This window comes from Azospirillum sp. Marseille-Q6669, from assembly GCF_965111635.1.
The window spans coordinates 690,811-703,640 of record NZ_CBCOOP010000001.1; the positions used below are offsets into that span (position 1 = coordinate 690,811).

8 protein-coding genes are annotated in these 12,830 nt (G+C 67.6%); 6 read left to right on the forward strand and 2 right to left on the reverse strand.

Annotation, left to right across the window (positions count from 1 at the left end; all coding sequences use genetic code 11):
* Positions 1–44 precede the first annotated feature (44 nt).
* Positions 45–992 carry a UDP-glucuronic acid decarboxylase family protein gene (locus tag ACWPXE_RS02875; RefSeq protein WP_237907334.1) on the reverse strand — a complete coding sequence of 316 codons (948 nt, stop codon included), beginning with the start codon at positions 990–992 and terminating at the stop codon, positions 45–47.
* 563 nt (positions 993–1,555) lie between these two features.
* On the opposite strand from ACWPXE_RS02875, the gene ACWPXE_RS02880 reads away from it, so the two are divergent.
* From ACWPXE_RS02880 to ACWPXE_RS02905, 6 genes are read left to right on the forward strand one after another with little or no spacing between them, the layout of a single operon-like run.
* A complete protein-coding gene (locus ACWPXE_RS02880; RefSeq protein ID WP_454016613.1) occupies positions 1,556–3,904 on the forward strand; it encodes a GumC family protein in 2,349 nt (782 codons plus the stop codon).
* A gap of 51 nt (positions 3,905–3,955) precedes the next feature.
* A complete protein-coding gene (locus ACWPXE_RS02885; RefSeq protein ID WP_454016614.1) occupies positions 3,956–6,196 on the forward strand; it encodes an NAD-dependent epimerase/dehydratase family protein in 2,241 nt (746 codons plus the stop codon).
* Positions 6,193–7,458, forward strand: a complete 1,266-nt coding sequence (locus ACWPXE_RS02890) for a lipopolysaccharide biosynthesis protein (RefSeq protein WP_454016615.1) — start codon at positions 6,193–6,195, stop codon at positions 7,456–7,458. The genes ACWPXE_RS02885 and ACWPXE_RS02890 overlap by 4 nt, the downstream gene beginning before the upstream one ends.
* A complete protein-coding gene (locus tag ACWPXE_RS02895) occupies positions 7,445–8,671 on the forward strand; it encodes a glycosyltransferase family 4 protein (protein ID WP_454016616.1) in 1,227 nt (408 codons plus the stop codon). Before ACWPXE_RS02890 ends, ACWPXE_RS02895 begins: the two co-directional genes overlap by 14 nt.
* Positions 8,668–10,005: an O-antigen ligase family protein gene (locus ACWPXE_RS02900; RefSeq protein WP_454016617.1), complete on the forward strand. Its 1,338-nt coding sequence runs from the start codon at positions 8,668–8,670 to the stop codon at positions 10,003–10,005. The genes ACWPXE_RS02895 and ACWPXE_RS02900 overlap by 4 nt, the downstream gene beginning before the upstream one ends.
* 13 nt (positions 10,006–10,018) lie before the next feature.
* Positions 10,019–11,284 (forward strand): glycosyltransferase family 4 protein, encoded by a 1,266-nt coding sequence (locus tag ACWPXE_RS02905; protein ID WP_454016618.1) that lies wholly within the window; start codon positions 10,019–10,021, stop codon positions 11,282–11,284.
* A gap of 63 nt (positions 11,285–11,347) precedes the next feature.
* Here the strand turns inward: ACWPXE_RS02905 and rffA are convergent, their stop codons facing one another.
* Entirely contained in the window at positions 11,348–12,787 is a 1,440-nt protein-coding gene (gene rffA / locus ACWPXE_RS02910) for a dTDP-4-amino-4,6-dideoxygalactose transaminase (protein WP_454016619.1), read from the reverse strand.
* Positions 12,788–12,830: the final 43 nt, after the last annotated feature.

Genomic DNA, 12,830 nt, shown 5'->3' on the forward strand with positions numbered 1-12,830 from the left:
CGCACCCCAGCGATGCGGCGGCGCTGCCGGCTGCGTCGCCGCGCTCAGAAATAGGTCTTGGCGAAATAGGCGATGGTGCGCTCCAGCCCCTCTTCGAGCGGCACGTGCGGCATCCATTTCAGGTAGGCGTGGGCCTTGGTGATGTCCGGCTTGCGCTGCCGCGGATCGTCCTGGGGCAGCGGGTGCCGCTCGACCCGGGAGCGCGATCCAGTCATCCGGATGACGGTCTCCGCCAGCTCCAGAATGGTGAACTCGCCGGGGTTGCCGAGGTTGATCGGGCCGGTCACTGTCCCGTCCGTCTCCATCAGCCGGTGCAGCCCCTCGACCAGATCGTCAACGTAGCAGAAGGACCGCGTCTGCGACCCGTCGCCATAGATCGTGATCGGATCGCCCTTGAGCGCCTGGACGATGAAGTTCGACACCACGCGCCCGTCGTTCGGATTCATGCGCGGCCCGTAGGTGTTGAAGATGCGCGCGACCTTGATCGGAACCTTGTGCTGCCGGTTGTAGTCGAAGAACAGCGTCTCGGCGCAGCGCTTGCCCTCGTCGTAGCAGGCGCGCGGCCCGATGGGATTGACGTTGCCCCAATAGTCCTCGCGCTGCGGGTGGACGAAGGGGTCGCCGTAGACCTCGCTGGTCGAGGCCTGTAGGATCGTCGCCTTCACTCGCTTGGCCAGCCCCAGCATGTTGATGGCGCCGTGCACCGACGTCTTGGTCGTCTGCACCGGATCGAACTGGTAATGCACCGGCGAGGCCGGGCAGGCGAGGTTGTAGATCTTGTCGACCTCGACATAGAGGGGAAAGGTGATGTCGTGGCGCACCGCCTCGAACTTCGGGTTGTCCAGCAGATGCGCAATATTCGAACGCGATCCCGTGAAATAATTGTCGACGCACAGGACCTCTTTCCCGGCGGCCAGAAGACGCTCACACAGGTGCGATCCGATGAACCCGGCGCCACCTGTCACAAGAACGCGCTCAGTCGTGGACGTCATTGAGCCTCTCCATGGAGTTAACCGGGGGAATTCGACCAGGCAACGGCCGCACGCGGAGATATCGCGTCAAACCGCTTCCACGATTATTTTAAAATCCGACGACGAGTCGCAGCATTTCGCCACACGATACGGAGCAATACTCAACCCCTTACGTGGGAATGCACGGCCATGTCTGGAATTGAGCGACGTTTTGAAGCCTGAACCGGCTCCGCTTCACCCGGCAAACTGTGACCGGCGCGGAGTTGACCGTCAAACGCGCGGACGGGGTATCGGATATGATTATTTATGACGGTCGTCGTCGTAAGCACAGCGACGGATGGCCCTTCTTTTTTTCAATTGTTGCGTGGCCCTATTCACGATAATCGGAGTCTGTCCGGTAACGGTTGCAGCAGCGGAACATCACTGTCTATTTGGCCCATCCATTCGGACCTGGTCTTTAAAAGGCGTCCGAATTTTTGGTTATCTTCAAGGAAAACAAAAGGCCGCAGTGCGGCCTTTTGCAACCACCCGCCATGCCCATCCCGGGCCGGACCGCCAGCCAGCAAGACGAAAGGGGCGACGACGTGACTTCTTCGATCGGCAAAGGCGGAACGCTTCCAGGCCACGAAGCGCACACCAGCGTCCTTCCGGACAGTCTCCTGCAATCAGGCGCCGGGGAATCCTCCGACGTCCGCAGCCGGCAGGAGGCGACCGTCTTCGCCACGCTGGCCGTGCTGTGGCGGCGCAAGCTGCTGCTGCTCACCGTCATCCTGCTGGGAACGGCGACCATCACCTACGTCATGCAGTCGCTGAAGCCGATGTACCGGGCCACCGCAATGGTGCAACTCGATTCCCGGCGGGTCGAGCTGGCGGAATTCAAGTCGGTGGTGTCCAACCTGACACCCGAGGCGCCGGCGGTGCGCAGCGAGGTGTCCATCGTCGGCTCGCGCGCCCTGGCGGAACGGGTGGTGGAAAAGCTGGGCCTGATCAACGATCCCGAATTCAACCCGACGCTCAAGGCGCCGGACGGCGCGGACGATCATTGGCTGAAGCGAGTCACCAAGGCCGGTGTCGGTGCGCTGCCGCCGGAAGGCAACGACGTGCTGCGCCGGATCGTGCAAGAGGCGACCGCGCTGTTCCGCGCCGATGAAAGCCCCATCGCCCGCGACCCGGATCAGGCCCGCCTGCTGACCATCGACACGCTGCTGCGCCGGATCGAGGCGCGCAACGACGACCGTTCCTTCACCATCATCATCGAGGCGTCATCGGTCGATCCCGCCAAGGCCGCCGCCATCGCCAATGCCTTCGGCCAAGCCTATCTGGACTACCGGACGGAAATGAACCGCAGCATGACCGAGCGGGTCAACCAGTGGCTCGGCGGGCGGCTCATCGAGGCGCGCGAGGCGGTGCGAGGCGCCGAGGAGGCCATCCGCAGCTTCCGCAAGGAGAACAGCCTGCTGGAGTTGCCGCCGGACGGGCGCAACATGGTCCAGCAGCAGATGAACGAAATCGCCACCCAGCTGACCGCCGCGCAGGCGCAGAAGGCGGCGGCTGAGGCCCGCGTGCGCCAGGCTCGCGACCAGACCGCCACCAACAACGCCGCGGCGATCCCGGAGGTGCTGGCCTCCCCGCTGATCCAAAAGCTGCGCGAGGCGGAAGCGATGCTGGAGCGCCGGCTGGCCGAGCTTCAGCAGGTCTACGGCGACAAGCATCAGGACATCGTGAATCTCCGCCGCGGCATCGGCGAGTTGAAGGCCCGCATCCGCGACGAGGTGGGCAAGATCCAGAAGGGCCTGGACGCCGATCTGGAGGTCGCGCGCATCCGCGAGGCCACACTGCTGAAGAGCATCGCCGACCTGCAGGAGCAGCAGAAGGGCATCGAGGCGACCGGCATCCAGCTCCGCGATCTGGAACGCGCCGCCGACGCGCACCGCACGCTCTACCGCAGCCTCGCCGAACGCTACGAACAGACGATGGCGCTGAAGAACACCGGCGCGCTGGATGCGCATCTCAGCGCCCCGGCCCTGCCGCCGATCCGCCCGGCCTTCCCGCAGCTGCGCATGTCGCTGGGCGTCGGGCTGGTCGGGTCAACGGCGCTGGCGGTCGCGCTGGTGCTGCTGCTGGAGCGGCTCAGCTCCGGCCTGCGCACACCGAGCCAAGTGGAGCGGGCGACCGGCGTGCCCTGCCTCGGCATGGTCCCGTCGCTTCCCCGCAACGAGGCGGCCTGGAACCTGCCTCTCCACCCCGATAGCCGCCGCGCTCGCGAGATCGGGGCCTTCCGCGAGGCGATCCAGACGGTGCGCACCATGGCCTGCATGCCGCGCAAGCGGGGGACGCCGCCCAAGGTGCTGCTCGTCACCTCCTCCATCCCCAAGGAGGGTAAGTCGGTGCTGGCGGCCAATCTGGCGCGGTCGCTGGCCGGGCTGGGGCTGAACACGCTGCTGATCGACGCGGATTTCCGCCGCCCCTCCATCGCGAAGCTGCTGGGCTACCAGCCGCAGGGCAGCGTCGCCGACCTGCTGGACGGCCGCGTCGGCATCGACGACCTGATCCATCAGGAAACCACCAACCTCGGCGTCCTGGGCAACACCGTCGGCACCCCCGACGCGCATGACCGCATCAGCTCCCAGGCGATGAGCGACCTGATCGCATGGGCGCGCCACAATTACGATGTCGTGGTGATCGACTCAGCCCCGGTGATGCTGTTCTCCGACGCGCTGGCCCTGTCCTTCCTGGCCGACAGCGTGATCTACGTCGTCCGCTGGCAGCACACACCGCTGGACACCGTGATGGCCGGCTTCAACAAGCTGAAATCGGTCGACAGCGCGGTCGGCGGCGTCGTGCTGTCACGGGTCGTCGCGTCCAAGCACGTCAAGTACGGCCATAAAGACGACGCCTACTACTACGCTCTGCACGCGCCCGCGCGGCATTGACGCGCCGACGATCGGCGCCCCCGCGAAGGCAATCCCAAAAGCGAGGATTCCATGACCAACGCCGAGTTTCCGCGGCTCGCCATCATCGGCTGCGGCAGCATCGTGAGCCATCACCTGTTGCCGGCGCTGCTCCGCCTGGGCTGGCGGCCGAGCGTGCTCGTCGATCCCTCGCCGGAGCGGCTGGAGGCGGTGCAGGCCCTGCTGGGCCGCAACCGCGCGCCCGTCGCCGTGGCCGACTGGCGGGAGGCGGCGGACCGGTTCGACGCGGCGCTGGTGGCCGCCCCGCCGATGCTCCACGCGCCGGTCGGCCAGAGCCTGCTGGAGGCCGGGAAGCACGTCTTCATGGAAAAGCCGCTGGCGGTCACGCTGGCCGACGCCGAGCGCATGGTGCAAACCGCGGAGGAGCGCCGGCGCGTGCTCGCGGTCGGGCTGATGCGCCGCTACGTCAACGGCGTCCGCTGGCTGAAGGCGCTGGTGGACTCCGGCCAGCTCGGCCGCATCCTGCGCTTCGAGGCGCGGGAGGGCTTCGTCTACAACTGGGGCATCAGTTCCCCATCGATGCTGCGCCGCGACGGGGCGGGCGGTGGCGTTCTGCTCGACACCGGGTCGCACACGCTGGACCTGCTGCTGTGGTGGTTCGGCGAGGCGGCGGAGGTCGACTACAGCGACGACAGCCACGGTGGGCTGGAATCCGACTGCCGGCTGTCCCTGACCATGGCGTCCGGCGCCACCGGATCGCTGGAGCTGAGCCGCACCCGCGCCCTGCGCAACACCATCCGTGTCTACGGCAGCAAGGGCAGCGTCGAGGTCCATCTCTATGAGAACCAGATCGCGTCGGACGTGCCGCAGATCCTCGATTTCGTCCATGACGGCTTCTCGGCCAACCACATCCCGCCGCAGATCTTCGGCGACCTGTTCCAGGCGGAGCTGAAGGACTTCGCCGACGCCATCCGCAACGGACGCCCTGCCGCCGTCGGCGGGCGCGACGCCCTGCCCTCCACCGCCTTGATCGAACGCTGCTACGCCAGCCGTCAGCCGCTGGCCCTGCCCTGGGTCGACGGTCCGGCACCCGCCGCCGCTCCCCGCACGGACGGCCCGACCGTGGTGGTGACGGGCGCCGCCGGATTCATCGGCGGGCGGCTGGTCGAGCGGCTGTGCCTGGAGCATGGCGCCAAGGTTCGCTGCATCGTGCGCGACATCGCGCAGGCGGTGCGTCTGGCCCGCTTCCCGGTGGAGATCATCCGCGCCGACCTGCTGGACCGCGAGGCGATCGGCAAGGCGGTGGCGGGGGCCGACTGGGTCTTCCACTGCGCCTACGACGTGCGGTCGCGCCGCCAGAACATCGACGGGATGACCGCGCTGATCGACGCCAGCCTCGCCAACGGGGTGGAAAGCTTCGTCCATCTCAGCACCTTCTCCGTCTACGAACCGCTGCCCGACGGTCCGCTGTCGGAGGAGACGCGCGACGGCGACCGGGCCTGGAGCTACGTCCAGAACAAGCTCGACCTGGAGGCGATGGTGCTCGACGCGGCGCGCAAGCGCGGCCTGCCGGGTGTGGTGCTCCAGCCCTCCATCGTCTACGGCCCCTTCTGCAAGCCCTGGACGAACGCACCCGCCGAGATGCTGCTGAGCGGCACGGTGGTGCTGCCGCAGGAGAGCGGTTTGTGCAACGCCGTCTACATCGACGATCTGGTGGACGCGATGATCGCGGCGACCCGCAGCCCGCAGGCCATTGGGGAGCGCTTCGTGATCTCCGGCCCCGACGCCCCGCCCTGGGCCGCCGTCTTCGGGTGCTTCCAGGAGGCTCTGGGCGTGGACAGCCTGCGCTTCCAGCCCGCCGAGGCCATCCGCAAGGAGATGAAGAGCCTGCGGCGCGACATTGCCATGGTGCTTCAGGACCCCAAAAAGATCATCCAGATCATCGTGCGCTGGCGCCCAGCCCGCCGGGTCCTCCAGGGCGGGTTCGACAGCCTGCCGCCGCGGCTGCGCCATCTCGTGATGGTGCATTATTTCCTGAAGAAGAAGGCCAGCCGCAACCAGCTCTGGCTGCCCGACGCGCAGAAGCTGGCGCTCTATCAGGCCAAGGCGCTCATCGACCTGACCAAGGCGCGCCGCCTGCTCGGCTACGCGCCGCGCTTCACCTTCGAGGACGGCATGGCGCTGACCGCGGACTATCTGCGCTGGGCCTTCCGCGACGTGCCGCGCACCGCCCCCGCTGCCCCACGGCCCGCCAATGAGGACCGGCATCCCCTGCCCGCCTCCACCGAGACAACGCGGGTCGGCAGCGCATGACAATGATCCCGGCGTCGCTCGTCCGCAGTTTCTGGACCCTCGCCGACCAGGGCGTGGTCAGCCTGGGCATGTTCGCCATCAACATCCAGCTCGCCCGCAACTTCTCGTCGGAGGAATACGGGACCTTCGTCTTCTTCCTCTCGGTGCTGCTGGCGCTCCAGGTCGTCAACGTCAGCCTGATCCAGTATCCGCTGTCGGTGGAGGGCGCAGTGCTGGAGCCCGCCGAACGCCGGACCCTGGCGGGCCGCGCCGTCCTGATGACCGCCGGATCGATCCTGCCGCTGTCCGGCATCCTGGCGCTGGTCGGGTACGGGCTTGGCATGCCGGAACTGGTCGGCCCCGCCGTGCTCTACTTCATCGTCTGGCAGGTGCAGGAGATCGGGCGGCGCGGGCTGATGTCCGGGCTGAAGCATGACAAGGCTTTGTGGGGCGACAGCGTCACCTATCTGGGCCAGATCGCCGTGCTGAACCTGATGGCGCTGGGCGGCCACCTGACGCTGGAACGGGTGTTCGTCGCCATGACCGGTCCGGCGCTGGCCGGGGCGGTCGTCCATTTCGCGATCCTGCGCCCGCGCTTCGGCGGCCTGTCGGACCTGCCGGCGGTCGTCCGCCGCTTCTGGTCGATCGGGCACTGGGCGCTCGCCAACAATCTGTTCCTGATGCTGCGGGTGCAGAGCCTCGTCTGGCTGATGGCGGCAATGGACGGCATGGCGTCGACCGCGGCGTTCCAGGCCGTGGTCAATCTGGTGAACATCGCCAACCCGATCATCATCGGAATGGGCAACCTCGTCCCGCAGATCGCCGCGCGCGGCCGCAGCACCCTGTCCACAAGCACCGGCGGGCTCCATCCGGATGAGCAGGCGTGGCTGGCGATCCGCGGCTACGTCGTCATCGGGGCGGCGCCGCTGCTGGTCTATTACAGCCTCGGCCTGCTGATTCCGCACCAGATGCTGAACGTCGTCTACGGCGCCATGTCGCCCTACGCCGACCAGGACTGGCCGCTGCGCCTGCTCTCCATCGGGGCGCTGGCCGGCTATCTGGCGGAGATGGTCTGCTCCTACTTCTACGGCGTGCAGCGCAGCCAGTTCGCTCTGGTGGTGAACGTCACCGGGACGCTGGCGGTGTTCGCGGTGGTCGGCCCGCTGGCGGCGATGTACGGCGTCGCCGGGGTGTGCATGGCCCTGCTGTTCTCCAGCCTGCTGCGCGTCGGCGCCGCACACTACTACCTCTCCAAGACGAGGACCGCCCATGTCGCCCGCTGACGGCAGCGCCGCGTTCGCGGTGGAAGAGGCCCCGCTGCGCCCGCTCGACCTCCGGCATGTCGTGATCCAGCCGGCCATCGCCCACCCCTCTTCGGCGAACGGACTGCACAATGTGGTGCGGAGTCTGATCGCCGAGCAGCGCGCCATGGGCGACGACGCGCGGCTGTGTCTGTTCTCCGACGATCCGGACGCCCTGACCGGCATCCCGGCGGACTGCCCGGCACAGCGCTTCCCCCTCGGCGGGCCACGGCTGTCCGGGCGGTCGCTGACCATCGCGGACGCGACGCTTGACCGCCTGCTCGACGGCGCCGGGCCGGACACGGTGGTGCACATCCATGGTGCGGTGAAGCCGCTGTTCGCGGCGCTCGCCCGCGGGCTGCACCGGCGCGGCGTCGCCTATGGCGTGACGCTGCACGGCCAGTGCTCCCACGTCTACGACATCGCGGGCCGGGTGCGCCGCCGTCTGCCCGCCGCGTGGCTGCGCGTCTTCGACGGCCCGGCCTTCGCCCGCGCCCGCTTCGTCCACGCCATCACGGAGGAGGAGGCCGCCATCGTCCGCCGGGTGGCCCCCGCCGCCGCCGTCCGCCTGCTGCCCAACACCGCCTGGTCGGCGCGGCGCGGCGGCCTTCCCGCCGCCGTTCCGCGCGCAGCACCGGACGGCGACCGGCTGACCTTCGGCTATTGCGCGCGCTACGAGATCGACCACAAGGGCGTGGACCTGCTGATCGACGGCTTCGCCGCCTACCGCCGCGCCGGCGGGCGCGGGGTGCTGGAACTGGCCGGGTCCGGCCCCGCCCGCGCCGAGTTGGAACGGCGGGCGAACGCCCACGGCCTCGGCACCCTCATCCGCATCCACGGCCCGGTCTTCGGGGCGGAGAAGGCGGCGATGATGGCGGGCTGGCACTATTTCACGCTGACCTCGCGCTACGACGTGATGCCGACCGGTTGCCTGGAGGCCGCCCTGTCCGGCCTGCCGCTGATCGTGACGCGGGAGACCGGCCTCGTCCCCTATGTGGAGGGCCACGGCGCCGGCTTCGGCGTGTCGGCCCTGACGGCGGAGGCGGTGGCCGACGCGCTGGCGCGGGCCGAGCGGACCGGACCCGGCGCCTGGCAGAGCATGGCGGCCAACGCCCACCGCATGGTGGTGGCGATCGGCGATTGGGGTCGGATCGCCGCCCGGCTGCGCGCCGCCGCCTACGGTCGCCCGTCATGAGCGCCGTCCTCGCCACGCCGAAGCGCAGCGGGACCCGCGCCGCGGACCATTACCTCACCTTCCTGATGGTCGTCCTGCTGGGCTATTCCCTGGCCGGGCGCGGCTTCGCCTACATCGGGGCGCCGCCGCTGTTCATCGGGGAGGTGCTGCTGCTCTCCGGCCTGCTGGTCATGCTGCGCACCGGCGGAGTCTTCGCCACGGTGTCCAGCCTGCCGGGAACGCTGCTGGCGATCCTGATCGTCTGGGTGCTGGCGCGCACGCTGCCCTATTTCGGCACCTACAGCTTCGACGCGCTGCGCGACAGCGTGATCGTGATGTACGGGCTGCTCGCCTTCGTCGTCATCGCCCTGCTGTACGACGAGCCGGAACGGCTGCGCCGCCTCGTGCTGGCCTATGGCGGCTTCGCGGTGTTCTTCGTCACGGTCATGCCGGTCGTCTACCCGCTGTTCCAGCTTCTGCACGCGCAGATCCCCACCTGGCCGCGCTACGGAGTCCCCTTCATCAGCCTGCGCCCCGGCGAGGTCGGCGTGCATTTCGCGGGCGTCGCCCTGTTCGTGCTGCTGGGCTTCCGCCGCCTGAACCCGCTGCAACTGGCGATGCTGGTGTTCGGCATGGCCCTGGTCGCCGCCCACAGCCGCGGCGGGATGCTCGCCATCGTTGTGCCGCTGGCCATCGCGCTGGCCCTGGTGCCGCGCAGCCGGCAGCTCGCCCCGCTGCTGGGCATCGCCGCGGTCACCGTCATCGTAGCGCTGGTGCTGAACCTGGAGATCGAGGTCTCGTCGCGGAAGCTGTCGGTCGACCAACTCGTCACCAACGCGATGAGCATCCTGGGGACTACCGACACCGCCACGCTCGACGGCACCAAGCAATGGCGCATCATGTGGTGGGACAAGATCATCGGCTACACCGTGCAGGGCGACCATTTCTGGGACGGCAAGGGCTTCGGCATCAATCTGGCCGACGACGACGGGTTCCAGGTGGTCGATGCCGAGGACGGGCAGGTGCTGCGCAGCCCGCACAACGCCCACATGACGATCCTCGCCCGCGCCGGGGTGCCCGGCTTCGTCCTGTGGGCGGCGCTGCTGGGAAGCTGGTCGGTCTTCATGATGCGCGCCTTCCTGCTGGCCCGCCGCAACGGCGACCGCGCCTGGGCACGGCTGTTCGTCTTTCTCTTCTGCTACTGGCTGTCCATCGTCATCAACGCCTCCTTCGACGTGACCCTGGAGGGGCCGATGCTGGGCATTTGGTTCTGGGTCCTGTTCGGCGTCGGCATCGCCGCCGGCCTGATTTACCGCAACGAACTCGAAAACCGGTCCCCGCTGCCGCATTCATGAGGGAGGATGAACGATGAGCGTGCCGTTCACCGGCGAATCCGCCAATTCCGGAAAGTCGATTCTGCTGGTGGCCTTCGCCTTCGAGCCGGACAGCGGGTCGGAATCCGCCAACGGCTGGAATTGGGGCGAGGGGCTGAAGCGGTCGGGCTGCCGGGTGACGGTGGTCACACAGGGGCGCCTGCGCCCGAAGATCCTGGGCAAGATCGCGCGCGGCGAAACCGCCTTCGAACCGGACGACTTCGTGTTCATCGACCGCCCCGACACCATGGCGCACCACGACAGCAAGACGCGGTTCCAGCTGTCCTACATCGCGTGGCAATGGCGCTGCCGGGCGGTGGTGAAGGAGCTGGTGCGCCGGCAGCCCTTCGACATTATCCATAACGTAACCATCGGCGGAATCCGTTTTCCCGCCTTCTGCGGTGGACTGGCGCCCCTGTCGGTGATCGGCCCGGTCGGCGGCGGGGAGCGGGCGCCCTGGCCGCTGATCCGCCCGCTGGGCTGGAAGGCCATCGCGACGGAGCTGGTCCGCGACGTCACCATCGCCATGACGCGCATCGACCCCTTCCTCCGCCTGACTTACCGGCGCTACAACCTGATTTATGTGAAGACCCATGAGAGCCGCCACGTCCTGCCCGCCGGGGACCGCCACAAGGCGCGCCAGCATTTCGGCTGCTCCCTCCCGCCCGACCGCTTCGTGCCGATGAAAGCCCAAACCGGCGGCGATACCGGAGCGCCTCTGAAGCTGCGCTTCTCGGGCCGCTTCCTCTACTGGAAGGGTGGCTACTACGCGCTGGCGGCGCTGGCCAGGGCACTGGAGAAGGGGGCGCGGGCACGCCTTCAGATGATCGGCAGCGGTCCGCAGTCGGAGGAGTGGAAGACTCTCGCCGACCGGCTGGGCATCGCCGACCATGTCGATTTCATCGAGTGGCTGTCCCATCCCGACTATATGGAAGTGCTGCGAAGCTCCGACGCGCTTCTGTTCCCCAGCCTGCACGACTCCGCCGCCAACGTCATCATGGAGGCATTGGCCAACGCGCAGCCGGTGATCTGCCTCGATCTCGGCGGGTCCGGGATCATGATCGATTCCTCCTGCGGCTTCGCCGTTCCCTGCCACGGGCGCGCCGCGGCGGAGGTGATCGACGGTCTGGCCGACGCCATCGTGACCCTGGACCACGACCGCGCCCGCCTGCGCGCCATGAGCCGCGCCGCCCACGTACGCGCCCAGGATTTTGCGAGCTGCCGAATCACGCCGGACCTCTACACGCCGGCGCCGGCATAAGAGCAAGTATGGGAAAAGGTCAAGGCCGGGACGATTGATAGGGTTGGAAAATGATCGGTTCCATCATTTTCCAACCGTGGAACCCTCTCGATTCAATGCGTTCGCATTGATCGAGAGGGTCATGCCGGTGGCGCCCTCCGGTGGCGGTGGTGGAACCTCGCCGGATGTGCTTCGCATCCAAGCCAGATTACGCGCCAACGCCCTTGAGGCGGCATAGCCTGTCGTCGTCGCCGCCCTCGAGCAGGCCGTGCGGAAAAAGTCCTGCACGGCTTCGATGACTTGCTCGGCCCCGGCACCCAACCCGTACCACATCGGAAGACGCAGCAGCCTTTCGGAGAGATCGGTCGTAACGGGCAATTCCCCTGCGGCGCGGGAGAAACGCCGTCCTGCCGGCGCGGTGTGCAGCGGCACATAATGAAACGGCGCCTGAATGCCGTTCGTTCGGAGGTGGGCGACCAACGCATTGCGCTCACGGGCTGTGCGCGCCAGGACATAATACAGATGTGCATTGTGCCGACACTCGGCCGGGATCAGTGGACGGCGCAACAGGCCGCGCTCCTCCAGCGGTGCCAGAGCCTCGTGGTAGGCGTTCCACAAGGCATGCCGCTCCTCGTCCAGCCGCTCGGCATTCTCGAATTGAGCGAGAAGAAACGCCGCCAGAATGTCGGAGGGAAGATAGGACGAACCGACGTCCACCCAGCTGTACTTGTTGACCTCGCCACGGATGAAGCGCGCGCGGTCCGTGCCCTTCTCGCGGATGATTTCGGCGCGGGTGATCAAATCCGGATCGTTGACGACCAGGGCGCCGCCCTCGCCGGAGATCAGGTTCTTGGTTTCGTGGAAGGAAAAGGCCGACAAGGCGCCGAAGGTGCCGAGCGGACGGCCGCGGTACGCGGACATCAGCGCCTGCGCGGCATCCTCGATCACCGCCAGACCATGCCGGGCGGCGATGGCGCAGATCGCGTCCATTTCGCAGGCGACGCCGGCGTAATGCACCACGCAGATGGCGCGGGTGCGGGGCGTGATCGCCGCCTCGATCAGGCGCTCGTCGATGTTCAGCGTATCCGGCCGAATGTCCACGAAGACAGGCACCGCTCCGCGCAGCACGAAGGCGTTCGCGGTCGACACGAAGGTGTAGGAGGGCATGATGACCTCATCCCCCGGACCGACGTTGGTCAGAAGGGCGGCCATCTCCAGCGCTGCCGTGCAGGAATGGGTCAGCAAGGCCTGCGGTGCCCCAAGCCGCCGTTCCAGCCACGCACGACAGCGTTTGGTGAACGCTCCGTCTCCGGAAAGGTGCGCCTGCTCCAGGGACTGGCGGATGTATTCCAACTCGTTGCCGGCTAACTTGGGGCGGTTGAAGGCAATCTTCATGTCGCTCATCAGCATCACCTCGCGCTCGAACTCGCCGTAGAACACCCTGAGTCGGGAAGCGAGCGCGGCGAAAGGGACACCCCGCGCCGTCTTGATACGGTTGCGCCAGCCGCACTGGACAAACGACACGCCGTCGAACAGGGAAAATCCGTCTATCGAGCAGATGATATCA